Below are 23,948 nucleotides of genomic sequence, written 5' to 3'. Positions count from 1 at the left end.
CCGCGGACCCTCGGTCGATGAGCGGTATGCCGCGTGGATGGGCCTGGCACTCGACCTTGCCGCAGCGGCGGGCCGCGACGGCGACGTCCCGGTCGGAGCCGTCGTGGTGTCGCCGTCGGGTGAGGTGGTCGGCGAGGGGCGCAACCTGCGCGAGGTCGAGGGCGACCCGACCGCCCACGCAGAGATCGTCGCGCTCCGGGCCGCCGCGCGAGCGCTGGGGGAGTGGCGGCTCGCGGACTGCACGCTCGTCGTCACGCTCGAACCGTGCCCCATGTGCGCCGGCGCCCTGATGCTCTCGCGGATCTCCCGGCTCGTGCTGGGTGCGTGGGACCCCAAGCTCGGCGCGACCGGTTCGGTGTGGGACATCGTCCGCGACCGGCGGGCGACCCACCGGGTCGAGGTCGTCGGTGGGGTGCGGGCCTCAGAGTGCTCTCAGCTGCTGCTGTCATTCTTCGAGGGACACCGCAATGACACCAACCGCACCGGCGGCGCCCACGGTCTACAGGGGGAGCACGCGTGAGCGGCATCATCAACAGCCTGGTCAACCAGGTGCTGGGTTCGCCGCCGTGGCTCGTCTACCTCATCGTCGCGCTGGTGGTCTTCGCCGAGGACGCGCTGTTCGTGGGGTTCGTGCTGCCCGGCGAGACCCTCGCGATCATCGGCGGGGTCACCGCCAGCCTCGGCCACACGTCGCTGGCCTGGGTGCTGGTCGTCGTCATCCTCGCCGCCATCATCGGCGACTCCGTGGGCTACGAGATCGGGCGGCTGTTCGGGCCGCGGGTGATGGGGCTGAAGATCCTCGAGCGTCGTCAGGAGAAGCTCGACTCCGCGCAGGAGTTCCTTCGTCGCCGAGGTGGGTCGGCCGTCTTCCTCGGCCGGTGGACAGCGTTCTTCCGGGCGGTCATGCCGGCGCTCGCAGGATTGTCCGGCATGCGCTACCGCGTGTTCCTCCCCTGGAACGCGATCGGCGGAATCGCCTGGGGCGCAACGGCTGTCACCGCCGGCTACCTCGCCGGCGAGTCGTACCACCGGGTCGAGAAGTGGCTCGGGCGTGGAGCGGCGGGGATCGTGGCGCTCATCGTGGTGGTGGCCATAGCCGTGTGGGCGGTCCGCCGACACCGCGCGCAGCCTTCCGCCCGGTCGAGGTAATTCGGGACCCGATTCCGGTCGCGGATTACCTCGAACGGCGAGAGATCCGGCCACGCCTCCCGCTGAGTTCACCCGATCGTCACCCTGCAGTGGGTCGCCAGTTCACCTGGCGGGTGGAGAACACTCCCTGTCCCCTCTGACAGGAGTCCCATGCGTCGCCACCTCGCCCTCGCCACCACGTGCGCCACCGCGGTCATCGCGCTGATGTCGCTCTCCGCACCCACCGCGCAGGCCGTGGACGGTCAGGGGAAGCCGGGCCACGAGACCTTCGCCGTGATCGGCGATGTGCCCTACGGTGCCGCCCAGGTGGCCAAGTTCCCCTCGTGGATCGACCAGATCAACGCCGACCCGGACGTCGAGCTCACCTTCCACGTGGGTGACATCAAGAACGGCTCGACCCGGTGTGACGATGCCTACTACCGGATGATTCGGACCCAGTTCGACCGGTTCGCCGATCCGCTCGTGTACACGCCGGGCGACAACGAGTGGACCGACTGCCACCGGGTCAACAACGGCGCCTACCAACCGCTCGAGCGCCTCGCCTTCGACCGGGCGGTGTTCTTCGACCAGCCGGGGACGACGCTCGGGGCACCCGTGCCGGTCTCGGTGCCGGACGCGGCATACCCGGAGAACGTGTCCCTCCGCCACGCGGGAGTGGACTTCGCCGTGCTGCACGTCGTCGGGTCGAACAACGACCTCCAGCCGTGGACCGGCATCGGCAACACGACGGCTACGCCAGCGCAGGTCGCGGAGGAGAAGGCACGGATGGCCGCCTCGATCTCGTTGCTGCGCAGCACCTTCGCCGACGCCCGCAAGCGGCATGACCGCGCCGTGGTCGTGCTCCAGCAGGCCGACATGTTCGACCCGACATACACGCCCGCGCCGACCGACATCTCGGCGTTCCAGCCCCTGGTGCAGGCCCTCGTCGACGAGACGGACGCCTTCCCGGGCGATGTCTACCTCGTCAACGGCGACTCGCACATCTACAACTCCGACCACCCCTTGGCGCCCGGGTCCGTGTGGCTGACGCGCTACGGCGTCACGGGGTCGGCCGCGGGTCTGGAGCGGATCACGGTGGACGGCTCCGACAACAACAAGGACTGGCTCAAGGTGACGGTCAACCGGCCGGGTGCCGCGAGCACGTTGAGCTGGACCCGCATCCCCTACGCCGGGTGACCTCCTGACGCGTTCGAGGTGAACACGCCGGTCTTCGCCGGCGTGTTCACCTCGAATCGGCAGCCCTGGCCTTGGGCATGAGGAGGGCGGCGACGATCGTCACGAGGGCAGCCACCAGGACGCCGACGAAGACCGCCGCGCCGGCACCGGCCGCAGTGCCCGGGTCGGTCTCGGGGTGTCCGGAGCGGGCGATCACGCCGTTCGCGACTGCTCCGAGCACCGCTGCACCCACCGCGCTCCCGATCGAGCGCGCGAACATGTTGGTGCCCGTGGCGACCCCACGCTCGTGCCACTCGACGCTGGCCTGCGCCGCGATCAGCGACGGGCTGGCGACCAGCCCCAGGCCCAGGCCGGTGACGAAACAGGAGACAGCGACCACGGCCACGGAGGGGTGGTGCGCCGTCAGGGCGAGCGTCCCGGTGCCGAGGACGACGAGCGCCATCCCGACCAGGATCGCCGGTCGGAAGCCGAACCGGAGGTAGAGCAGGCGCCCCGACAGGGTGGCCGAGATGGGCCAGCCGATCGTCAGGGCCGCCAGGGCGAGGCCGCCGACGAGGGGGTCGATGCCGAGGGAGTTCTCGAGGTAGGTCGGGACGAACGACGTCAGGCCGATCAGGATGACGCCGACCCCCAGCGCCAGCATCGTCGTCGTGGCCAGCAGCCGGCGGCTGAGCACCCACAAGGGCAGCACCGGCTCCGCGGCCCGGCGCTCGACCAGGAGGAAGACGAGCAGGAGCACGCTGCCGGCGCCGAGCACGGTGCAGCTGGTGACCGACGACCAGGACCAGGCCTGTCCGCCCTCGAGGATGCCGAGGATGAGCAGTGACATGGCGGCGGTGAGCAGCGCCGCGCCCGCGTAGTCGATGCGGTGCTGCTGGCGCGTCACCCGCTCGTGGAAGTTGCGGGCGATGAGGGTGCCGGCGACCAGGCACAGCGGCACGTTGACGAAGAAGATCCAGCGCCAGATGCCGAGCTGGGAGAAGATCCCGCCCAGCGTGGGACCGACGACGGACGACACCGCCCACACGCTCGCGATGTAGCCCTGCGCCTTGGCGCGCTCGGCCACCGTGTAGATGTCGCCCGCGATCGTGATGGCCATCGGCTGCACGGCACCCGCACCCAGTCCTTGGACGGCCCGGAAGACGATCAACGAGGTCATGCTCCAGGCGAGGCCGCACAGGACCGACCCCGCGAGGAAGAGCCCGATCCCGAACAGCATGAGCGGCTTGCGCCCCACGATGTCGGCGAGCTTGGCGTAGATGGGCACCGAGACGGCCTGCGCCAGCAGGTAGACCGAGAACAGCCACGGGAACTGCGCGAAGCCCCCGAGGTCACGCACGACCGACGGCACCGCAGTGGCGAGGATGGTCGCGTCCATGGCGATGAGCCCGGTCGACACCATCAGCGCCAGCAGGATCGGCCCGCGGTCCGATCGCAGGCCCACTCCAGCGGTGGTCTCGGTGGTGGAGGTCATCTCCGATGACAAGTGCCGTGGGCGCCCGCGCATTCCCCCAGCCGCCTCGACCGCGCCCCTGGCGCGCAGCGAGGTATGCCGCGTCGGCACCCCCTCGGAGCCGTCCAGCAGGCGCGATCGGGGCGATTTCGTCGCCGTCGGCCGCTCTAGTAACCTGCTCCGCGGTGGCGTGTCCGAGCGGCCTAAGGAGCACGCCTCGAAAGCGTGTGTGGGTGAAAGCCCACCGTGGGTTCAAATCCCACCGCCACCGCCAAAGCGAGAAGGACCCGACAGTGATCTGTCGGGTCCTTCGTCATGGTGGCCCTCAGAAGTCGGCCAACTGCCCGGTTCCGGGCGCCACCGTCAGTCCACCAGCGTGGGAAGTCGGCCAACTGCCCGGTTCCGGGCGCCAGCTGAGGTCCACCACCATGAGAAGTCGGCCAACTGCCCGAAAACCCTGGTGGGCTGGGCAACTGGGCGGCGACATGGAACGGTGGGGGCGTGATCCCGGAGCCTGCCGAGCCAGTCGCCCCCACCCCGGTGTTCTTTCTCGCCGGCGGCACAGGCATCTCGGCCGAGACGCTGGGCAACCTCATGCTGGCGCAGTTCCCCAGCCTCACCTTCGCGCGCCGCAAGATCCCCTTCATCACCACGGTCGAGCAGGCCCGCGCAGTGGTCGAGGAGCTCGACGCCGCCACCACCGACTCGGTGACCGCGCTGGTCTTCTCGACCGTCTCGGACGAGGAGATCCGCAAGGAGCTGCAACGCACCGAGGGTGCGTTCATCGACCTCTTCGGCTCGCACCTCGACACCGTCGAGCGGGTGCTGCACGTCAACGCGACCCACGGCGTCGGCGCTCTCCACGGAGTCGGCGACACGCGTCGCTACGACCTGCGCATGAAGGCGATCGAGTTCGCGATGGAGCACGACGACGGCGCCAGCCTGCGCAACCTCGACCAGGCCGACCTGATCCTCGTGGCGCCCTCGCGGTGCGGCAAGACCCCGACCTCGATGTACCTCGCCCTCCAGCACGGCCTCAAGGTCGCCAACTACCCGCTCGTCCCCGAGGACTTCGACTCCGACGCGCTGCCGCGGCCGGTCCGGGAGCTCGGCGCCAAGTGCTTCGGCCTGCTGTCCACGCCCGCCCGGCTGAGCCAGGTGAGGGGGGAGCGACGGCCGGGCTCGACGTATGCCAGTCTCGCCCAGTGCAGCTACGAGCTGCGCCGCGCCGAGGCGCTCTACCGGCTGCACCGGATCCCCTCGATCAACTCGGCCTCGATGTCGGTGGAGGAGATGGCGGCGGTCATCATGCAGACCAGCAGTCTGGGCAACCTCGCCTGAGTGCCACCATGAAGGACAGCGTCACCACCCGCGGCTCGGCCGCCTGTCGAAAGGAACGTCGTGAGCGGCAACATCTCCTGGTTCAAGGACCTCGGGTTGGGCGACGTCGAGTCGGTGGGGGGCAAGAACGCCTCCCTCGGTGAGATGGTGCAGCACCTGTCGAAGGCAGGGGTGCGCGTCCCGGACGGCTTCGCCACGACGGCGGATGCGTATCGCCGTTTCCTGGCGCACGAGGGTCTGGCCGACCGGATCAGCGCGACGCTGGCGGGCCTGGATGTCGAGGACACCCGGGCCTTGGCGGAGGCCGGCGCGCAGATCCGTGACCTGGTGGAGGGGCAGCCGTTCCCGGCGGACCTCGAGAACGACATCCGCGCGGCATACGAGGAGCTCGTGGCCGGCGCCCCCGGCGAGGTGAGCTGGGCGGTGCGTTCCAGCGCCACGGCGGAGGACATGCCGGACGCGTCGTTCGCGGGGCAGCAGGAGACGTTCCTGAACGTGTTGGGGATCGACAACATCCTGCTGGCGATCAAGAAGGTGTTCGCCTCGCTCTACAACGACCGGGCGATCGCCTACCGGGTGCACAGCAGCTACGACCACGACGTCGTGGCGTTGTCGGCGGGGGTGCAGCGGATGGTGCGCTCCGACATCGGGTCGTCCGGTGTGATGTTCACCATCGACACCGAGTCCGGTTTCCCCGACGCGGTGTTCGTCACCAGCAGCTACGGCCTGGGTGAGGCGGTCGTGCAGGGTGCCGTGAACCCCGACGAGTTCTACGTCTACAAGCCGGCTCTGCGGGCCGGGCGGCCGGCGATCCTCAAGCGCGGGGTGGGTGGCAAGGCCACCAAGATGGTCTACACGCAGGACTCGGCGGTGGGTCGCTCGATCGACTTCGTGCCGGTCGACGAGGCCGAGCGCGGGCGCCTGAGCCTGACCGACGACGAGGTCACCGAGCTGGCCCAGCACGCGCTGAAGATCGAGGAGCACTACGGCCGCCCGATGGACATCGAGTGGGGCAAGGACGGCGTCGACGGCCAGCTGTACATCCTGCAGGCGCGTCCGGAGACGGTGAAGTCGCGGCAGTCCGGCTCGACGCTGCAGCGGTTCCGGATGGACGAGCGCGGCGAGGTGCTGGTCGAGGGGCGCGCGATCGGGCAGAAGATCGGCGCCGGAGCCGTACGAGTCCTCACCTCGGCCGAGTCGATGCACGAGTTCCAGCCCGGTGAGGTGCTGGTGGCCGACATGACCGACCCCGACTGGGAACCCGTGATGAAGCGGGCCAGCGCGATCGTCACCAACCGTGGTGGCCGCACCTGCCACGCCGCGATCATCGCCCGCGAGCTCGGCATCCCCGCCGTCGTCGGCACCGGCACGGCGACCACCGCCCTGTCCGACGGGCAGGAGGTCACCGTCTCCGCGGCCGAGGGCGACACCGGCCTGGTCTACGACGGGCTGCAGAAGTTCTCGGTCACCGAGACCGCCCTGGACGACATGCCCGACATCGACGTGAAGATCATGATGAACGTCGGCACCCCCGACCAGGCGTTCGAGTTCTCTCGCTTGCCGCACAAGGGGATCGGGCTCGCCCGGCTCGAGTTCATCATCAACCGCCAGATCGGCATCCACCCCCGCGCGCTGCTCGAGCTCGACGACCAGGAGCCGGCCATCAAGGCCGAGATCGAGGCCCTGATCGCCGCCTACGACAGTCCGCGCGACTACTTCGTCAAGCGGGTCGCCGAGGGCGTCTCGATGCTCGCGGCCGCGTTCGCGCCCGAGCCGGTGATCGTGCGGATGAGCGACTTCAAGTCCAACGAGTACGCCCACATGCTCGGCGGTCAGCGGTACGAGCCGGACGAGGAGAACCCGATGATCGGGTACCGGGGTGCGGCCCGGTACCTCTCCGAGGACTTCGCGGAGTGCTTCGCGATGGAGTGCGAGGCGCTGCGGCTGGTGCGGGACGAGATGGGGCTGACCAACGTCAAGGTGATGATCCCGTTCGTCCGCACCCTGAAGGAGGCCGAGGGCGTCATCGACCTGTTGGGGCAGAACGGCCTCAAGCGCGGCGAGAACGACCTGCAGGTCGTGATGATGTGCGAGGTCCCCTCCAACGCCGTCAACGCCGACGCCTTCCTCGACCACTTCGACGGGTTCTCGATCGGGTCGAACGACCTCACCCAGCTCACCCTCGGCCTGGACCGTGACTCGGCCCTGGTGGCCGGTGGCTTCGACGAACGCGACCCCGCCGTGAAGAAGATGCTCACCATGGCGATCGAGGCCTGTCGGGCCCGCGGCAAGTACGTCGGCATCTGTGGGCAGGGACCCTCCGACCACCCCGACCTCGCCGACTGGCTGATGGACCAGGGCATCGAGTCGATGTCACTCAACCCCGACACCGTCGTCGAGACCTGGCTGCGCCTCGCCAAGCGGTCGCCGGAAGCCTCGTAGCGCCGTCCGGCCGAACGGGCGATTCGGGAATGAACGCCCGGCCCGATAGGGTTGCAACCACTGCGTGCGCACCGTCGTGCACGCCAGGTCGTCTGCTCCGCGCCCCAACTACTGGTTGGCGCCGTCAGCTCACAGGTTCGTGAGTGGTCCAGCATCTTCGGCCACTCCCTACTGCTGATGAGAGTTCTCCGTGTCTTCGCACGCCATATCCCTGAACCGCGCCCCCGCCTCTGTGTCATTTGTCGACCTCGGCATCCACCCCCGCGTCATCGCGGCCCTGAAGGAACGCGGCATCGACCTGCCGTTCCCGATCCAGGCCGCGACGCTCCCTGACTCGCTCGCCGGTCGTGACGTCCTCGGCCGTGGCCGCACCGGCAGCGGCAAGACGGTGGCCTTCGCGCTGCCCATGGTCTCCGCGCTGGCCAAGTCCGGCCGCCGTCGGGCGCCGCACACCCCGCGCGCCCTCGTGCTGGTCCCGACCCGTGAGCTGGCGATCCAGGTCGCCGAGACGGTGACCCCGCTCGCCGCCGCGCTCGAGCTGCGCACCATGACCATCTTCGGTGGCGTGGGCCAGAACCCGCAGGTGGCCGCGCTCCGCCGCGGGATCGACATCGTGATCGCGACCCCTGGTCGCCTCGAGGACCTCATCGGCCAGGGCCACGTGCGCCTGGGCGACATCGAGGTCACCGTGCTCGACGAGGCCGACCACATGGCCGACCTCGGCTTCCTCCCCGCCGTGAAGCGCCTCCTCGACGCCACCCCGCGGGACGGCCAGCGGCTGCTCTTCTCCGCGACCCTCGACAACGCGATCGACCAGCTGGTCAAGCGCTACCTGCACAACCCGGTCACCCACAGCGTCGACAGCGCCGCGTCGCCCGTTCCCGCAATGACGCACCACCTGTTCAACGTGAGCCGCGACAACAAGCCGGCCGTCGTGCGCGAACTCGTTGCAGGACAAGGCCGCACGCTTGCCTTCACCCGCACCAAGCACGCCGCCAAGAAGCTGGCCAAGCAGCTCACCGCATCGGGCATCCCGGCCGTCGACCTGCACGGCAACCTGTCGCAGGCCGCCCGCCAGCGCAACCTCGCTGCGTTCAGCGAGGGCCACAGCCGGGTGCTCGTGGCCACCGACATCGCGGCCCGCGGCATCCACGTCGACGACGTCACCCTCGTCGTCCACGTCGACCCGCCGGCCGAGCACAAGGCCTACCTGCACCGCTCGGGCCGCACCGCCCGCGCCGGCGCCGAGGGCGTCGTCGTCACCGTCAGCACCCCCGAGGAGCGCGGCGACACCCGCACCCTGATGCGTCAGGCCGGCATCAAGCCCACCGCCGTCGACGTCGCCCCCGGACACCCCGCCATCGGCGACCTGACCGGCCCGGTGGCCGAGCTGGTCACCCCCGCCCCGGTGGTCGCGCAGCCGAGCAACGGCAACGCCAACGGCGGACGCTCGCAGCGTGGCCGTGGCGGCTCCGGCCAGCCGCGTCAGCAGGGTGGCGCCGGTCGCTCCTCCGGCGGCGCTGGCCGCGCGTCGGGTGGTGGCGCTCGTGGCCGTCGCGGTGGTTCGCAGTCCTCGAGCACCGAGTCCTACCGCACCGAGACCCCGCGCTCGGGTGGCTCGCAGGGCGCCCGCTCGCAGTCGTCTCGCGGCGGTTCGCGGCAGGGTGCCTCGCAGGGTCAGGCCCGCTCCGGCGGCATCGCCGCCTTCTCCGCGGGTCGCCGCGGGCGCTGAGCCCACGCGCCGTCCGGAACTGGCGGCATCACCTCAGCCACACGGCATACCTCCAGCTCCGGGTCTGAGCGGAAACTTCCGGATTTCCGGAAGTTTCGCTTCCAACAGGGCTGAAGCGGTCGGGGTGACCCTGGGTCGCACGTCGTCCGTCGGCGCGCAAGGGTGGACCCATGCACGACGACACCACCCTGACGACCGGTCGCGTCACCCGCGTCCTCACCGAACGCATCTGGCCCGCGGTCCACGCGGTGTCCGTGCCGTTCACCGTCGAGGCCCACACCCTCCCCGGTGAACCGGTGTCACCGTCCGAGGGCCTCGCCCTCGACTACGAGCCGTATGCCGTGGGCTCACCATGGGGTGCGGCCTGGGGCACCACGTGGTTCCGGCTGACCGGTGCGGTGCCGGCCGAGTGGGCCGGTCGCCGGGTGGAGGCGGTCGTCGACCTCGGGTTCGACGTGGCTGAGCCGGGGTTCCAGTGCGAGGGCCTCGTCTACCGTCCTGACGGCTCACCGGTGAAGGCCGTGAACCCTCGCAACCACTGGGCGCTCGTGGCCGCTCCAGCCCAGGGGGGCGAGCGGGTCGAGCTCTACGTGGAGGGGGCGTCCAACCCGGTCGTGTTCGGGCCGGTGCGGTTCAAGCCGACCACCCAGGGTGACCTGCTCACCGCATCACCCGACCTGCTCTACAGCACCAGGCGGATGGACCTCGCCGTCTTCGACGAGGAGGTCCACGCCCTCGCCCTGGACCTCGACGTGTTGCTCGGGCTCCAGGCGGAGCTGCCTGCGGGGCAACGGCGTAGCCGCATCCTCCAGGCGATGGACGACGCGCTCGACCGGCTCGACCTCGCCGACGTCTCTGGCACGGCGACCGCTGCACGCGCCGCGCTGGGCGAGGTCCTGGCCCGGCCAGCGGGCGCCTCGGCCCACGTGGTCTCGGCGGTCGGGCACGCCCACATCGACTCGGCCTGGCTGTGGCCGGTGCGCGAGACCGTGCGCAAGGTGGCCCGCACGACGGCCTCGATGGCTGCGCTCATCGACGAGACCGAGGACTTCGTCTACGGCATGTCGAGCGCCCAGCAGTACGCCTGGGTCAAGGAGCACCGGCCCGAGGTGTGGTCACGGGTCGTCGCGGCGGTGCAGGCCCGGCGCTTCCTGCCCCTGGGCGGGATGTGGGTCGAGAGCGACACGGTGATGCCGTCCGGGGAGTCGATGGTGCGCCAGTTCCTCTACGGACAGCGGTTCTTCGAGGAGGAGCTCGGGGTGCGGTCGCAGGGCGTCTGGCTCCCCGACAGCTTCGGCTACTCCCCGGCCCTGCCGCAGCTGGTGCGCCGGGCCGGCTTCGAGTGGTTCTTCACCCAGAAGATCTCGTGGAACCAGGTCAACACCTTCCCCCACCACACCTTCCTCTGGGAGGGCATCGACGGCTCGCGGGTGCTCACCCACTTCCCGCCGATGGACACCTACAACTCAGAGCTGTCGGGAGCCGAGCTGGCCCTGGCGGACCGGCAGTTCCGCGACCACCGCATCGCGTCGGGCTCGATCGCACCGGTGGGCTGGGGTGACGGCGGGGGCGGGACGACGCGCGAGATGACCGGCCGCGCCGAACGCCTCGCCGACCTCGAAGGCAGCCCACGGGTGCGGTGGGAGCACCCCGACGACTTCTACGCCCGCACGCGTGCCGAGCTGGTGGGTGAGGACGGTCGGCCTCGGCCGGGCACCCCGGTGTGGGTCGGCGAGCTCTACCTCGAGCTGCACCGCGCCACCCTCACCTCCCAGCACCGGACCAAGGCGGGCAACCGGCGGTGCGAGCACCTGCTCGTGGAGGCAGAGCTGTGGGCCACCACCGCCGCGGTCCGGGCCGGCGCGGCGTACCCGCACGACGAGCTCGACGCGCTCTGGAAGCAGGTGCTGCTGCACCAGTTCCACGACATCCTCCCCGGCACGTCGATCGCGTGGGTGCACCGCGAGGCGGTGGAGCAGTACGCCCGGGTGGAACGTGAGGCAGAGGCGCTCGTGGCACGTTCCCTGGCCGCCCTCGTCGGTGAGGGGACCACGCGAATCGCACTGAACGGCGCGGCATCCGAACGCGCTGGGGTGCCCTCCGGGGCGGGAGTAGCGGGCGAGAACCTCGGCGCGGACCTCGGCGCGGGTCCTGTCGAGGTCGTCCGCAACGGTGCCGACCTCGTCCTCGACAACGACGTCGTCCGGGTGACCCTGTCCGCACAGGGTCTCGTCACGTCGGCCGTCGACCTCGCCTCGGGGCGCGACGCCATCGCCCCGGGTCGCGCTGCCGGCCTGCTGCAGCTGCACCCCGACCTGCCGAACAAGTGGGACGCCTGGGACGTCGACCGCTTCTACCGCAACACGGTCCGCGACCTCCGCGACGCCGACAGCCTCGACGCGTCGGTGGACCAGCGTGGCGTGGCCCGGGTCGTCGTCGAGCGCACCATCTCAGCGAAATCGACTGTGCGGCAGGTCTTTTCACTGGCCCCGGGTTCGCGGACGCTCGACGTCGAGCAGGTCACCGACTGGCACGAGGTCGAGACGTTCCTCAAGGTGGCGTTCCCGCTCGACGTGCGGGCCGAGCACACCAGCGCAGAGACGCAGTTCGGGCACCAGCGCCGGGCGACCCACGTCAACACCAGCTGGGAGGTCGCGCGCTTCGAGACCTCGATGCACCGGTTCGTGCACGTCGAGGAGCCGGGTTTCGGGGTCGCCCTCGTCAATGACTCCACCTACGGCTACGACGTCACGCGTGACTGGGTCGAGGACGGTGCGCTGGGGACGACCGTGCGGCTCTCGCTCCTGCGGGCGCCGAGGTTCCCCGACCCCGACACCGACCACGGGGCGCACACCCACCGCTACGGGCTCGTCATCGGCACCGGGGTCGCGGGAGCGGCCCAGGAGGGCGTCCGGCTCAACACCCCGGCGCGGGAGGTGCTGGGCGCCCACGGGTTCGAGCCCCTCGTGCGGGTGGAGGGCGACGGCGTGGCCCTGTCGAGCGTCAAGCTCGCCGCCGACCGGTCGGGTGATCTCGTGGTCAGGGTGCACGAGGTGCTGGGTGGCCGGACGTCGGGCACCCTCCACGTCGACACCGACGTGGAGTCGGCGTCCGCGGTCACCCTCCTCGAGGAGCCCCTGGGCCAGCCGTCGCCTGGCGAGGAGGCGACGAGGGGACGGGGCCCCGCGGTCGTCGACGTCGAGCTGGGCCCGTTCGAGGTGCGGACCCTGCGCTTCACTCGTCGTCCTCCGCGGAGATGACCTTGAGCACCGCGTTGATCAGCCCGAGGTGGGTGAACGCCTGGGGGAAGTTGCCGAGGTGCCGACCACTCTTGGCGTCGATCTCCTCGGCATAGAGGCCGAGCGGGGTGGCCAGGTTGAGCAGTCGCTCGCACAGGTGCCGAGCCCGCTCCATCTCGCCGACGATGGCCAGGCAGGACACCAGCCAGAACGAGCAGATGGTGAAGGTGCCCTCCTCGCCGGCCAGCCCGTCGTCGGTCTCGTCCACGCGGTAGCGCAGGACCAGGCCGTCGTCGGTCAGCTCGTCGGCGATGGCCAGCACGGTGGCGTGCAGGCGCGGGTCGTCCGGGGGCAGGAAGCCAACCAGCGCCAGCAACAGGTTGGAGGCGTCCAGCGCATCCGTCTCGTAGTGCTGGGTGAACACCCCTCGCTCGTCGGTGCCCCGCTCGCAGATCTCCGCGTGCATCTCGTCCGCAGCGGTCTGCCAGCGCTGGGCGAGCTCGTCGTCCTCACGGACCCGGGCCAGCTTGGCCCCGCGGTCCGCGGCGACCCAGCACATCACCTTCGACGAGGTGAAGTGCTTGGGCTCCCCGCGCACCTCCCAGATGCCGCGGTCGGGGTCGACCCAGTGCTTGATGGCCGACTCGACGAACCCGGTGAGGATCGGCCACAGCCGCTCGTCGAGGGTGTCGCGCGACTTGGTGTGGATCCACACCGAGTCGAGGATCGCACCCCAGACGTCGAGCTGCTTCTGGTCGAAGGCCCCGTTGCCGATCCGCACCGGTCGGGCCCCGTCGTAGCCGGTGAGGTGTTCGAGGAACGACTCGGTCAGGTCCGTGGCACCGTCGATGCCGTACATGATCTGCAGGTCGTCCGACGACTCGGCCAGGTCGGCGATGAACCAGAAGAAGTCGCTTGCCTCCCAGTCGAAGCCGAGCGTGTCCAGTGCCCACAGCGCCAACGTCGAGTCGCGCACCCACGTGTAGCGGTAGTCCCAGTTCCGTTCGCCCTTGGGAGTCTCCGGGAGTGAGGTGGTCGACGCGGCCACGATGGCGCCGGTGGGGGCGTAGGTCAGGCCCTTGAGGGTCAACGCACTTCGTTCGAGGTGGGTGCGCCACGGGTGGTCGGGGAAGTTGCCGCGCGCCAGCCAGTGCTGCCAGTGGTGGGCGGTCCAGACCTGCCGCCGGTAGGCCTCCTCGTAGCTCTGGGGCGCCTCGTGGTCGCTCCACGACAGCGCGACGAAGTGGGTGTCGCCCTCCTTGACCAGGGTGCGGATGGCGGCCTGCGGTCCCTCGAACCCCAGCCGGAGGTCGGTGGTCAGCCACACCTTGTCTTCGTCCTCGCCGTCGGCCTGCGCCACCGCCGAGTGGTAGCCCTCGGCGGTGTACGACCAGGTTGGCTGGATCCGCCCGTAGTCGAAGACGGGCGTGCAGTTCATCACCAGCTGCACCTCGCCGTTGACGCAGCGGATGGTCCGCAGCAGCACGTGCTCGGCGTCGTAGTCGGTCGGCGTCCGCCGGTAGCGGTAGGCGCGTTCGGTCTCGTGGTGCCACGGTCCCATCAGCAGGGCGTCGCGGACGATGACCCACCCCGTGGGCGTGCCCCACGAGGTCTCGAGGATCAGCGTTCCCGGGAGGTAGCGCCGGGCGGTGGGCACCATCATGTCGGCCGGGCCGAGCCGGAATCCGCCGGCGTCGCGGTCGAGGATGGAGCCGAACACGCTGGGCGAGTCCATGCGGGGCAGGCACATCCACTCCACGTTGCCGCTCGGCGCGACGAGGGCCGTCACCTGGCAGTCCGAGAGGAACGCGTAGTCCGCGATCGGCGGGAACGGCGATCGCGGCAGCCGCCACTTGGGGGCCGGCTGGTCGCCGGTCTCGCCCTGCGGCTCAAGGGGGCTGACGGTCGAGGTCATGGGAACTCCTCACGAGGCGCCGTCGCCGAGCGCGCGGCCCGAACCCAAGCGTCCCGCAGATGGTCGCCGTCCGCCATGGCTCGGGGGCGCAGTCCGGTCCTGCAACCTGGGCGCCCCCGAGGGCGCCCAGGTTGCAGAGACGCCCCGGGCGCGCATACGCCCGCGGGAGTATGCCGCGGTGCCACCGTCGTGGGACGCCACGCCCTGGCCGCGTTGCCTACGCTGGCAGGCATGCGTGAGCCCGACGACCTGGCCTGGGGTCCCCCGTGGATGCGAGGTCCGCGGGTCGGAGCTGGTCGGACGCACCCTGCTGCGCGCTACGTCCTGGCTTTCGTCGTGGCCGTGATCCAGGTCGGTGGCAGCTTCGGTGCCTCGCACGGCCAGCCCGACCGCCGCGCGCTCGATGCCCTCGCCGTCGTCCTGCTCCTTGTGGCGCCGGTGGCCATCAGCGTGCTTCGGCGGTTTCCGTTGTGGGCCATGGGGGCGACCTCCCTCGCCGCCAGCAGCTACCTCGCCCGTGGCCACGCCTACGGGCCGGTGTTCCTCGGGTTGGCGATCGTCCTGTTCGCGACGGTCGTGCGTGGCCACCGGGTGGCCGCCTGGCTGGGCGCGGCTGTGGTCCTGGCCGGTGATGCTGCCGGTCGTCTCGCCTTCGACTCGGCCCCCTGGTCGCGGCAGGCCGTGGGCGGGCTGCTGGCCTGGACCCTGGTCGTGCTGGCCGTCGCCGAGGTCGGGCGCAGCTGGAGGGATCGGGCCGCCACCTACCGGCAGGCGGCCCGCGAGACGAGGCTGCGCCAGGCCGGCGAGGAGCGCCTGCGCATCGCCCAGGAGCTGCACGACGTCGTGGCCCACCACATGTCACTGATCAACGTGCAGGCCGGGGTCGCCCTCCATCTGGCCGACCGACGGCCCGAGCAGGTCGAGCCCGCGCTCGTCGCCATCAGGGACGCGAGCAAGGAGGCGCTCACCGAGCTCCGGTCGCTCATCGACGTCCTGCGCCTCGACGGGGCACCGGCCCCACGCTCGCCGGTCGCCAACCTGGCCGGCCTCGACGACATCGTCGAGCGCAGCGGGCACGCGGGGCTGGCGGTCACCAAGACGGTGACCGGGCAGGCCCGCGCGTTGCCGGCGGCAGTGGAGCTCGCGGCATACCGGATCGTGCAGGAGGCGATCACCAACATCGTCCGGCACGCGCACGCGACCCGGGCCGCGGTGACCCTCCACTACGGTGACGAGGTGCTCTCCCTGACGATCGAGGACAACGGCGACGGCGCAGCGAGGCTGCCGAACCTGGTGCAGGGCAACGGGATCAGCGGCATGCAGGAGCGCGCGCGGGCGCTGGGCGGCGAGCTGCGGGTCGAGGCCGCGCCCGGTGGTGGCCTCCGGGTCGAGGCCGACCTCCCGACGGGCGGTCAGCATTGATCCGGGTGGTGCTGGCCGACGACCAGGCCTTGCTCCGGGCGGGGCTCCGGGCGCTGCTCGACGCCGAGGACGACATCGAGGTCGTGGGTGAGGCGGCCAACGGTGCCGAGGCGGTCGCGCTGGTCAGGGAGACCGGGCCCGACGTCGTGCTGATGGACATCCGGATGCCCGGCACGGACGGGCTCGAGGCCACCCGGCAGATCGCCGCCGACGAGCGGCTCTCGGGCACCCGCGTCGTCATGCTCACGACGTTCGACCTCGACGAGTACGTCTTCGAGGCGGTGCGGATCGGGGCCAGTGGGTTCCTCGTCAAGGACACCGAGCCGGCCGAGCTGCTGCGTGGCGTCCGCGCCGTGTCGGCCGGCGACGCACTGCTGTCTCCCGGCGTCACCCGACGGTTGATCGGCGAGTTCGCCACCCGCAGCCGCCCCAACGCCGCCCCGGCCGCGGACCGGTTGGGCGAGCTGACCGACCGCGAACGCGAGGTCGTCGCGCTCGTGGGCGAGGGCCTCAACAACGACGAGATCGCCCAGCGGCTCTTCCTCAGCCCGGCGACCGCCAAGACCCACGTCAGCCGGTCGATGATCAAGCTGCACGTCCGTGACCGCGCCCAGCTCGTGGTGCTCGCCTACGAGTCCGGCCTGGTGCGCCCCGGGTGGTCGCAGGAGTAGTAGGCGTCCGTGGCGTACGCCCGGGGGAGCAGGCCAGGTGTCGCCCCCGGTGGGATTCGGAAAGCCTTCTCCCGCCGAAGGATTGAGGAGTCAGCTCAATCCGACCAAGGAGTCACCATGACCACCGTCATCGCCACCGCGAGCACGCTCGCCGCCCACGACCCCTCCTGGAACGGCCCCGGCCCGTGGTGGCCGATCTTCCCCTTCCTGTGGCTGCTGTTCATCATCGGGATCTTCGCCACCTTCCGCTTCTTCGGGATCCGTCGCTGGCGCCAGGTGCAGGGCTACGCCGGCACCCGTGCCGGCGAGGCCAAGCTGGCCGAGCGCTACGCGGCCGGTGAGATCGATGAGCAGGAGTACGAGCGTCGGCTCGCCACCCTCAAGCGGATGGGGTCGTCATGACCCGGTCCGGGACGCGTTCCGAAGCGGTCGTGGAGATCCACGACCTGACCAAGAAGTACGGCCAGCTCACCGCGGTGGACGGGGTCAGCCTGACCGTCCGCCGCGGGGAGGTGTTCGGCTTCCTCGGTCCGAACGGAGCCGGCAAGACCACGACGTTGCGGATGCTGCTCGGGCTGATCCGGCCCGGCAGCGGCGACGTCACCGTCCTGGGTGGTCGTCCCGGCGACCCGAAGTCGTTGCGCCGCATCGGATCCCTCATCGAGGGGCCCGGCTTCTACCCCTACCTCACCGGCCGCACCAACCTCCAGACGATGGCCCGGTATGCCGGCGTGCCGGCTTCCAGCGTCGCCCCCGCCTTGGAGGCGGTCGGTTTGGCGGACCGCGCGGGGGACAAGTTCGGTTCCTACTCGCTCGGGATGAAGCAGCGCCTCGGCGTCGCTGCCGCCCTGCTCAAGGACCCGGAGCTGGTCATCCTCGACGAGCCCACGAACGGCCTCGACCCGCAAGGGATGCGGGACATGCGCGAGCTCATCGTCGACCTCGGGCGGCAGGGCAGGACCGTCATCCTGTCGAGCCACCTGATGGGCGAGGTGCAGCAGATCTGTGAGCGGGTCGCGGTGATCGACCGCGGCCGGATCGTGCGCGAGGGCACGGTCGAACAGCTGCGTGGTGACACCGAGCTCGAGCTCGTCGCGACCCCCTCCGACACCGCCCTCGCCACCCTGCGCGCGCTGTCGTTCGTCGACTCGGTGCGCGTCGAGGATGGGCGGCTCCTCGTGGCGGTGGGGACGCGTCACACCGCCGAGATCACCCGGGCGCTGGTCCACGCCGGCGTCGCCGTCACGGGCGTGCGCCGGCGCGAGCGCGAGCTCGAGGACGTCTTCTTCGACCTGACCACCCACCAGCCCGACCACTCCACCCACCCCGACAGGGAGCCCAGCCATGTCTGACCTCGTCAACGTCACCCGCGCCGAGCTGGCCAAGCTCGCCCGGCGACCCGCGACCTGGGTCCTGCTCGCCGCTGCCGTCACGCTCAACCAGGCGTTCGGCTTCGTGATCCCCTACCTGTCCTTCAAGAACGGCTCGGGGTGCGCCATGACCGACGGCCAGACCGGCGCCCAGCTGCTCGGCAGCACCCTGCCCGACCAGGTGGTCACCAACACGACCGGGGCCTTCCCGGTCTTCACCGGCGCGCTCGCCCTGGTCCTCGGCGCACTGGTCGCCGGCACCGAGTTCACCGGCGGCACGCTGAAGACCGTGCTCACGCAGGGGCCGCGTCGCACGTCCGTCTTCGGTGGACAGCTGGTCGCCCTCGTCATCGCCGTAGGCGCGGGGGTGCTCACGCTCTTCGTCACCTGTGCCGCCAGCTCCTTCGCGATCGCGCAGGTCGAGGACCAGGCCGTCGTCTGGCCGTCGGTCGCCGACCTCGCTGCCGGCCTCGGGTCGGGCTGGCTCGTGATGACCATGTGGGCCTCCCTGGGAGCCGTCTTCGCGGTGCTGCTGCGTTCGGTCGCACTACCCATCGGTCTCGGCGTGGTGTGGATCCTCGGCATCGAGAACCTCGTCTCCGCCGTGGCGCGCACCTCGCTCACGGCCCTGCAGCCGCTGCGCGACGTGCTCCCCGGAGTGACTTCCGGGTCGCTGATCAGCTCGGTCCTGCCGGCCCAGGTCGGTCCGTTGCCGCCCGGGGTGCAGTCCGCCGTCAGTGGTGGCCGGGGCCTGGCGACCGTGGCTGGGTACGCCGTCGTCGCGACCCTCGCCGTCCTCGTCGTCGGCCGCCGCCGAGACGTCGCCGCCTGAAACGCGAAGCGGACCCGATGCTGCGGCTGATAGCCAAATCCCTTGGGCGGGAGGAGAATCAAGGTGTTCGGCCCGCCTCGGATCGACGGACCGCCTTCAAGGAAAGGTGGTTGTGACCACCATGAAGCGATGGAACCATCCACAGGATCTCATTGCTCTGATCGCCGGCGCCTACGCAGCCCTCTCGCCGTGGTGGACCACCACGACTGACCGGGCGACCATGACCATGGTCGTGCTGGGTGCCGCCACCGCCGTCCTGGCTCTGATCGAGCTGTTCAGGCCGGACATGATGTCCATCGAGGGACTCACGGCACTCCTGGGCGCTGCCATGATCGCGGCTCCCTGGGTCATGGGGTTCAGCGGCACCCGGCCGATGGCGTGGACCGCCTGGATCGTCGGCGCCGTCGTCCTCGTGGTCGGCATCGCCGACCTCCAGGTGACCCGCTCGCACCACAAGGGGACCATGGCGACGTCCCACTAGGCCGCCGGGCCAGTCGTCGTCAGGTGAGGCTGAGGAGGGCCAGCGCGTAGGCGCACTCGGGGTCAGGATCCGCGTAGGTCTCGCGCCCCTCCTCGGTCTCCACCGTCACCAGCCACTGCTCCTCCTCGCGGCTCAGCGACACCAGTCGCTCGCCGATCAGGTCGCGCAGCTGGTCCTCGCGCGGCATCCAGAGCGCGGTGTCGAGCGTCACCGAGTCGAGCGCCCATTCCGTCGTGCCGTTGAAGCCGAGCAGCGGCTGGCCCTTGAAGGTGTGCACGTCGATCGTCAGGTGGCTGATCCAGAAGACCTCGCCGACCACGTTCGGCTGGTCGATGGTGAACCGGTCGCCCGGCGCGGGTTCCCACAGCACGCCGCCCTGGTTCAGGCTGCGCGACAGCTCCACCGTGATCATGGGCCGAGCCTACGTCGCGCCCCATTCGGGCGCCGCTCCGCGACCAGAGGTATGCCGCGCGGCCAGCGGCCCACGCGGCATACCTCGGTCCGTGGTGGTGTCAGAGCAGGTCGAAGGCGCGCAGCTCGCCCTCGCTCATCAGCCGGGAACGGATCAGGAACCGGACCCCCTCTGGCGCCTCGACCGAGAAGCCGCTCCCGCGGCCCTTGACGACGTCGACGGTGAGGTGGGTGTGCTTCCAGTACTCGTACTGGGAGACCGACATCCAGAACTCGATCGGGTCGAGCAGCCCGCTGATGACCAGGTCGTCCAGGTGGACGTCGGCCTCGCCGGTGATGAACTCGCCTGCGGGGTAACACATCGGCGCGCTGCCATCACAGCAGCCGCCGGACTGGTGGAACATGAGCGGGCCGTGCTTCACGGTGAGGCGACGGAGCAGGACCGCCGCCTCACCCGTGAAGTCGACCCGGCTGTGCTGGGTCGTGTCCACGACGGTCTAGAAGAAGCCGAGGGCGTCGGGGGAGTAGGAGACCAGGAGGTTCTTGGTCTGCTGGTAGTGGTCGAGCATCATCTTGTGGTTCTCGCGGCCGATGCCCGACTGCTTGTAGCCACCGAACGCGGCGTGCGCCGGGTACTGGTGGTAGCAGTTGGTCCAGACCCGACCGGCCTTGATGCCACGGCCCATTCGGTAGGCACGGGCACCGTCGCGGGTCCACACGCCCGCGCCGAGGCCGTAGAGCGTGTCGTTGGCGATGGCAAGGGCGTCGGCCTCGTCGGTGAAGCTCGTGAGGGAGACGACCGGGCCGAAGATCTCCTCCTGGAAGACCCGCATCGAGTTCGTGCCCTCGAAGACCGTCGGGGTGACGTAGTAGCCCTCGGCGAGGTCGCCGTCGAGCACGTTGCGCTCGCCTCCGGTGAGGACCTTGGCGCCCTCCTGGCGGCCGATGTCGAGGTAGGACAGGATCTTCTCGAGCTGGTCGTTGCTGGCCTGTGCACCGATCATGGTGTCGGTGTCGAGCGGGTTGCCCTGCTTGACCTTCTCCACGCGCTCGATCGCGTCGCCGACGAAGTCGCTGTAGATCGACTGCTGCACGAGGGCGCGCGACGGGCAGGTGCAGACCTCGCCCTGGTTGAGCGCGAACATCGTGAAGCCCTCGAGGGCCTTGTCGTAGAACGCGTCGCTGCTCGCGGCCACGTCGTCGAAGAAGACGTTCGGGCTCTTGCCGCCGAGCTCCAGGGTCACCGGGATGATGTTCTGGCTGGCGTACTGCATGATCAGGCGGCCCGTGGTGGTCTCACCGGTGAAGGCGACCTTGGCGACGCGGCTAGAGCTGGCCAGCGGCTTGCCGGCCTCGACGCCGAACCCGTTGACCACGTTGAGGACACCGGCCGGGATCAGGTCACCGATCAGCTCGAGCACCTTGAGGATCGACCACGGGGTCTGCTCGGCGGGCTTGAGGACCACGGCGTTGCCGGCCGCCAGCGCGGGGGCGAGCTTCCACGTGGCCATCAGGATCGGGAAGTTCCACGGGATGATCTGCGCGACCACGCCGAGCGGCTCGTGGAAGTGGTACGCGACGGTGTTCTCGTCGATCTCCGAGCTGCTGCCCTCCTGGCCGCGCAGCACGCCGCCGAAGTAGCGGAAGTGGTCGATCGCGAGGGGCAGGTCGGCTGCCAGGGTCTCGCGGACCGGCTTGCCGTTGTCCCAGGTCTCGGCGATCGCCAGGGCCTCGAGGTTCTCCTCCAGGCGGTCGGCGATCCGGTTGAGGACGAGCGCGCGCTCGGCGAGCGACGTCCTGCCCCAGGCCGGCGCTGCGGCGTGGGCCGCGTCGAGGGCGGCCTCGATGTCCTCGGCGGTACCGCGACCCACCTCGGTGAAGGCCCGGCCCGTCACCGGAGAGATGTTCTCGAAGTACTCGCCCTTCTTCGGCTCGACCCAGTTGCCGCCGATGAAGTGCCCGTAGCGCGGCTCGACCGTGACCTTCGAGCCCTCGGTTCCGGGGGGTGCGTAGACCGTCATCGCTGTTCTCCCAACGTCCTTGGTGGTGCCCCGCGTCTGCGGGTTGCCGTGACGATAGGCAGCGCAACGTTGCGACCACGTTGCACCCGCTCACTCGGGCGGAGGCGTCAGGCGCCGAGCTCGCGGTCGAGGCGCGCGATCTGGCCGAGGACCAGCGGTCGCAACGGGGAGGCCGTGCCCAGGGCGGCGAGCTGGGCGGTCCACATCTCGTGGTCGTCGGTGCCCCACGCCGACCTCGTCCAGGTCGACATCAGGTCGGGTTCGCCGCTGGCGAGCAGGGCGCGCCGCAGCTGGCTCTCCACGCTGCCCCGCAACCGGGCGACGCCCGGCGAGGTCGAGGCCGGCAGCAGCGGTCCGCGGTAGGTGCGCAGGGCTGCGCCGACTGCTCCCGCCGCAAGGTGCGCCTCCACGGCCAGCCAGTCGGCCGTGACCTCGGCCGCGAGCCGGTAGGGCCGCGACGCCAGCAGGTCGTCTCCGAGCAGTGACCGCAGCCGGTTGAGCTCGGCCCGCAGCGTCGAGGACGTCACGTCCTCCTCGTAGAGCAGCACCCCGAGCTCGTCACCCGAGAGGCCGCGGGGTGCGGACGCCAGCAGGAGCAGGATCTCGCTGTGCCGGCGGCTGAGCCGCACCGTGCGCCGGTGGCCACGGCCGTCGTCCACGGTCAACAGCGCCTCGTCGCGGCCGAGGGCGTGCACCGCGGCGGTCAGCTGCGAGGAGGACTGGTGCGGTTGGTCCGTGCCCCGGGTGAGCAGCTCGCGGGCCAGCTCGGCCTCGGCCATCCGCGCCGCAGCCCGGACCATCGCCATCGTCTGTGGGACGACGATCTGGTCGCCCCCGGTGATGTCGAGGACGCCCAGCAGGGACGCGGTGGTCGGGTCGTGGATCGGGGTCGCGGCGCAGCTCCAGCGCTGGACGGAGCGGCGGAAGTGCTCGGCTCCGATGATGTTGACCGACTGGTCGAGGGCGAGCGCCATGCCGGGGGCGTTGGTGCCGGCGAGCCGCTCGTCCCAGTTGCTCCCCTCGACGAAGCCGATGCTCTCCGCCCGCCGCAGCACGGCGGGTGTGCCGCAGACCCAGAGGAGCTGCCCGGCGGCGTCCGACACCGCCATGATCGCGTCGCACTCCCGGGCGGCCCGACCGAGGACGTCGTCGAGCAGGGGGAAGACCTGGGCCAACGGGTGTGCCTCGCGGTGGTCGCGCAGCGCGTCGGCCGGCAGCGTGATCGGCGCCTCCACGCGGTCGGCCTCGACCCCGGCGGCAGCGGACCTGACCCAGGAGTCGGCCACCTGGGCGCGCACCGCCGACATCGGTTCCACCGCATCAGTGTGGGTGTGGCTCCGTGGCCTGTCCACGGTCGTCCGGCCCGGGTCGGCCCAGCGGCCACCTGCCGCGCCGAGTGGTCGGCCCCCGGCGCGCCCGTTTCAGCAGGTGGAGGTGGTGGGCGACGGCGTCTTCTTCGGCGGGGGCGTCAGGGCGGTGAACTTCGCCCCGAGGACGAGGTCGACCGACGAGTCCGTGCGGCTGTCCTTGACCGCCTTCGCACCCTTCACCAGGGCGAGCACCAGCTTGCTCGACGACGCGCCGGTCGGCCCGTAGCGGACCTCGGCGGCCCCCTTGACGTCCCGCTGCAACGGGTCGTTGCTGACCGTGGAGATCTTGAACCCACGCTTGCGCACGTCGGCGGCCGTCTTGGCGGCGAGGCCGGTGCGCTCGGTGGCGTTGTAGACGTTCACGGTGACCTGGGCCGGGGTCTTCACGGTGGAGGTCGCGGTGCAGGTGGGCGCGGGCGCGGCCTTCGCCTTGTTGCTGTCCTGGTAGTAGGAGTAGGCGTACCAGAACGCGAAGAACAGCATCAGCGCGACCACCCCGAGGGTGATGAGTGCGCGACGGCGCCGCGCTCGGCGGGCTCGCGACGACCCCGACTCGACGACGTAACTCATCCACCCACCTCCGCCCGCGTCAGCGCGGCCCCGACATGCCTGAGGTCAGTCAAGCACGAGGACGCGTGCGTGGAGGGTAGGTCGCTGCTGAAGCGCGGCACGTAGCGCGCGGTGCAGACCGTCCTCGAGGTAGAGCGTCCCCTCCCACTCGACCACGTGGGCGAACAGGTCGCCGTAGAACGTGGAGTCCTCCGCGAGCAGGTGACCGAGGTCGAGCGTGCGCTTCGTGGTGACGAGGTCGTCGAGCCGCACCATGCGCGGAGGCACGTCAGCCCAGTCGCGAGGGGTCGACTTGCCGTGCTCCGGGTAGGGGCGGCCGTCTCCGACTTTCTTGAAGATCACCGTGCCACTGT

General features: G+C 70.6%; 21 protein-coding genes and 1 tRNA gene. 14 read left to right on the top strand and 8 right to left on the bottom strand.

Annotated elements, in window-relative coordinates; genetic code table 11:
* The first annotated feature begins 37 nt into the window (after positions 1-37).
* From tadA to ASG95_RS19735, 3 genes are all read left to right on the top strand, one after another.
* The gene (gene tadA, locus ASG95_RS19745) at positions 38-520 is read left to right on the top strand and encodes a tRNA adenosine(34) deaminase TadA (protein WP_057379026.1); all 483 of its coding nucleotides are present in this window, start codon (positions 38-40) and stop codon (positions 518-520) included.
* Positions 517-1,149: a DedA family protein gene (locus tag ASG95_RS19740; RefSeq protein ID WP_235544066.1), complete on the top strand. Its 633-nt coding sequence runs from the start codon at positions 517-519 to the stop codon at positions 1,147-1,149. Before tadA ends, ASG95_RS19740 begins: the two co-directional genes overlap by 4 nt.
* 150 nt (positions 1,150-1,299) lie before the next feature.
* Positions 1,300-2,325, top strand: coding sequence for a metallophosphoesterase (locus tag ASG95_RS19735; protein WP_200961946.1), 1,026 nt, complete (start codon positions 1,300-1,302; stop codon positions 2,323-2,325).
* 46 nt (positions 2,326-2,371) lie between these two features.
* Here the strand turns inward: ASG95_RS19735 and ASG95_RS19730 are convergent, their stop codons facing one another.
* Positions 2,372-3,799, bottom strand: a complete 1,428-nt coding sequence (locus ASG95_RS19730; RefSeq protein WP_057378556.1) for an MDR family MFS transporter — start codon at positions 3,797-3,799, stop codon at positions 2,372-2,374.
* A 163-nt stretch (positions 3,800-3,962) separates the two neighbouring features.
* On the opposite strand from ASG95_RS19730, the gene ASG95_RS19725 reads away from it, so the two are divergent.
* The 5 genes from ASG95_RS19725 (at position 3,963) to ASG95_RS19705 (ending at position 12,553) form a co-directional block, all read left to right on the top strand.
* Positions 3,963-4,052: transfer RNA gene (locus ASG95_RS19725), tRNA-Ser, on the top strand.
* Positions 4,053-4,279: 227 nt separating this feature from the next.
* Complete coding sequence (locus tag ASG95_RS19720; protein ID WP_255358344.1) at positions 4,280-5,119, top strand: pyruvate, water dikinase regulatory protein; 840 nt, start codon at positions 4,280-4,282, stop codon at positions 5,117-5,119.
* Between the two features lie 60 nt (positions 5,120-5,179).
* On the top strand, positions 5,180-7,561 hold the full coding sequence (gene ppsA / locus ASG95_RS19715; protein ID WP_057378555.1) for a phosphoenolpyruvate synthase: 2,382 nt from the start codon (positions 5,180-5,182) through the stop codon (positions 7,559-7,561).
* A 190-nt stretch (positions 7,562-7,751) separates the two neighbouring features.
* Positions 7,752-9,293 (top strand): DEAD/DEAH box helicase, encoded by a 1,542-nt coding sequence (locus ASG95_RS19710; protein WP_235544064.1) that lies wholly within the window; start codon positions 7,752-7,754, stop codon positions 9,291-9,293.
* Positions 9,294-9,463: 170 nt separating this feature from the next.
* A complete protein-coding gene (locus ASG95_RS19705) occupies positions 9,464-12,553 on the top strand; it encodes a glycoside hydrolase family 38 C-terminal domain-containing protein (protein WP_057378554.1) in 3,090 nt (1,029 codons plus the stop codon).
* Here the strand turns inward: ASG95_RS19705 and ASG95_RS19700 are convergent.
* Positions 12,528-14,447: a glycoside hydrolase family 15 protein gene (locus ASG95_RS19700; protein ID WP_082592920.1), complete on the bottom strand. Its 1,920-nt coding sequence runs from the start codon at positions 14,445-14,447 to the stop codon at positions 12,528-12,530. The two genes, ASG95_RS19705 and ASG95_RS19700, sit on opposite strands and share 26 nt — an antisense overlap.
* A gap of 231 nt (positions 14,448-14,678) precedes the next feature.
* Between ASG95_RS19700 and ASG95_RS19695 the strand changes: the two genes are divergently transcribed.
* The 6 genes from ASG95_RS19695 to ASG95_RS19670 all read left to right on the top strand — a co-directional run bounded on the left by ASG95_RS19695 (position 14,679) and on the right by ASG95_RS19670 (position 19,223).
* Positions 14,679-15,869 carry a sensor histidine kinase gene (locus ASG95_RS19695; RefSeq protein WP_057378553.1) on the top strand — a complete coding sequence of 397 codons (1,191 nt, stop codon included), beginning with the start codon at positions 14,679-14,681 and terminating at the stop codon, positions 15,867-15,869.
* On the top strand, positions 15,866-16,540 hold the full coding sequence (locus ASG95_RS19690) for a response regulator transcription factor (RefSeq protein WP_057378552.1): 675 nt from the start codon (positions 15,866-15,868) through the stop codon (positions 16,538-16,540). The genes ASG95_RS19695 and ASG95_RS19690 overlap by 4 nt, the downstream gene beginning before the upstream one ends.
* A gap of 117 nt (positions 16,541-16,657) precedes the next feature.
* Positions 16,658-16,942, top strand: coding sequence for an SHOCT domain-containing protein (locus tag ASG95_RS19685; RefSeq protein ID WP_056921577.1), 285 nt, complete (start codon positions 16,658-16,660; stop codon positions 16,940-16,942).
* Positions 16,939-17,892 (top strand): ABC transporter ATP-binding protein, encoded by a 954-nt coding sequence (locus tag ASG95_RS19680; RefSeq protein ID WP_057378551.1) that lies wholly within the window; start codon positions 16,939-16,941, stop codon positions 17,890-17,892. Before ASG95_RS19685 ends, ASG95_RS19680 begins: the two co-directional genes overlap by 4 nt.
* Positions 17,885-18,742, top strand: a complete 858-nt coding sequence (locus tag ASG95_RS19675; protein WP_057378550.1) for an ABC transporter permease subunit — start codon at positions 17,885-17,887, stop codon at positions 18,740-18,742. The genes ASG95_RS19680 and ASG95_RS19675 overlap by 8 nt, the downstream gene beginning before the upstream one ends.
* Before the next feature lie 121 nt (positions 18,743-18,863).
* On the top strand, positions 18,864-19,223 hold the full coding sequence (locus ASG95_RS19670) for an SPW repeat protein (RefSeq protein WP_235544062.1): 360 nt from the start codon (positions 18,864-18,866) through the stop codon (positions 19,221-19,223).
* A 19-nt stretch (positions 19,224-19,242) separates the two neighbouring features.
* Here the strand turns inward: ASG95_RS19670 and ASG95_RS19665 are convergent, their stop codons facing one another.
* From ASG95_RS19665 to ASG95_RS19640, 6 genes are all read right to left on the bottom strand, one after another.
* A complete protein-coding gene (locus ASG95_RS19665) occupies positions 19,243-19,635 on the bottom strand; it encodes a hypothetical protein (RefSeq protein WP_057378548.1) in 393 nt (130 codons plus the stop codon).
* Between the two features lie 100 nt (positions 19,636-19,735).
* Positions 19,736-20,125 carry a DUF779 domain-containing protein gene (locus ASG95_RS19660; RefSeq protein ID WP_057378547.1) on the bottom strand — a complete coding sequence of 130 codons (390 nt, stop codon included), beginning with the start codon at positions 20,123-20,125 and terminating at the stop codon, positions 19,736-19,738.
* 6 nt (positions 20,126-20,131) lie between these two features.
* A complete protein-coding gene (locus tag ASG95_RS19655; RefSeq protein ID WP_056921583.1) occupies positions 20,132-21,655 on the bottom strand; it encodes an aldehyde dehydrogenase family protein in 1,524 nt (507 codons plus the stop codon).
* A gap of 107 nt (positions 21,656-21,762) precedes the next feature.
* Positions 21,763-22,962 (bottom strand): GAF domain-containing protein, encoded by a 1,200-nt coding sequence (locus ASG95_RS19650; protein ID WP_057379021.1) that lies wholly within the window; start codon positions 22,960-22,962, stop codon positions 21,763-21,765.
* Between the two features lie 114 nt (positions 22,963-23,076).
* Positions 23,077-23,595 (bottom strand): LytR C-terminal domain-containing protein, encoded by a 519-nt coding sequence (locus tag ASG95_RS19645; RefSeq protein ID WP_056921585.1) that lies wholly within the window; start codon positions 23,593-23,595, stop codon positions 23,077-23,079.
* 45 nt (positions 23,596-23,640) lie between these two features.
* Complete coding sequence (locus ASG95_RS19640; RefSeq protein ID WP_056921586.1) at positions 23,641-23,937, bottom strand: type II toxin-antitoxin system VapB family antitoxin; 297 nt, start codon at positions 23,935-23,937, stop codon at positions 23,641-23,643.
* Between the last annotated feature and the right edge of the window lie 11 nt (positions 23,938-23,948).

The sequence above is a fragment of the Phycicoccus sp. Soil803 genome, from assembly GCF_001429685.1.
Lineage (GTDB): Bacteria > Actinomycetota > Actinomycetes > Actinomycetales > Dermatophilaceae > Pedococcus.
This window is presented reverse-complemented; position numbering and strand designations above follow the sequence as displayed.

What these genes read in the sequence shown, in the direction of transcription:
- tadA (WP_057379026.1), top strand. Translation starts at nt 38, where the DNA reads ATGGGCCTGGCACTCGACCTTGCCGCAGCGGCGGGCCGCGACGGCGAC.
- ASG95_RS19735 (WP_200961946.1), top strand. Translation starts at nt 1,300, where the DNA reads ATGCGTCGCCACCTCGCCCTCGCCACCACGTGCGCCACCGCGGTCATC.
- ASG95_RS19730 (WP_057378556.1), bottom strand. Translation starts at nt 3,799, where the DNA reads ATGACCTCCACCACCGAGACCACCGCTGGAGTGGGCCTGCGATCGGAC.
- ASG95_RS19705 (WP_057378554.1), top strand. Translation starts at nt 9,464, where the DNA reads ATGCACGACGACACCACCCTGACGACCGGTCGCGTCACCCGCGTCCTC.
- ASG95_RS19700 (WP_082592920.1), bottom strand. Translation starts at nt 14,447, where the DNA reads ATGACCTCGACCGTCAGCCCCCTTGAGCCGCAGGGCGAGACCGGCGAC.
- ASG95_RS19695 (WP_057378553.1), top strand. Translation starts at nt 14,679, where the DNA reads ATGCGTGAGCCCGACGACCTGGCCTGGGGTCCCCCGTGGATGCGAGGT.
- ASG95_RS19685 (WP_056921577.1), top strand. Translation starts at nt 16,658, where the DNA reads ATGACCACCGTCATCGCCACCGCGAGCACGCTCGCCGCCCACGACCCC.
- ASG95_RS19680 (WP_057378551.1), top strand. Translation starts at nt 16,939, where the DNA reads ATGACCCGGTCCGGGACGCGTTCCGAAGCGGTCGTGGAGATCCACGAC.
- ASG95_RS19675 (WP_057378550.1), top strand. Translation starts at nt 17,885, where the DNA reads ATGTCTGACCTCGTCAACGTCACCCGCGCCGAGCTGGCCAAGCTCGCC.
- ASG95_RS19670 (WP_235544062.1), top strand. Translation starts at nt 18,864, where the DNA reads ATGAAGCGATGGAACCATCCACAGGATCTCATTGCTCTGATCGCCGGC.
- ASG95_RS19665 (WP_057378548.1), bottom strand. Translation starts at nt 19,635, where the DNA reads ATGATCACGGTGGAGCTGTCGCGCAGCCTGAACCAGGGCGGCGTGCTG.
- ASG95_RS19655 (WP_056921583.1), bottom strand. Translation starts at nt 21,655, where the DNA reads ATGACGGTCTACGCACCCCCCGGAACCGAGGGCTCGAAGGTCACGGTC.
- ASG95_RS19650 (WP_057379021.1), bottom strand. Translation starts at nt 22,962, where the DNA reads ATGTCGGCGGTGCGCGCCCAGGTGGCCGACTCCTGGGTCAGGTCCGCT.
- ASG95_RS19645 (WP_056921585.1), bottom strand. Translation starts at nt 23,595, where the DNA reads ATGAGTTACGTCGTCGAGTCGGGGTCGTCGCGAGCCCGCCGAGCGCGG.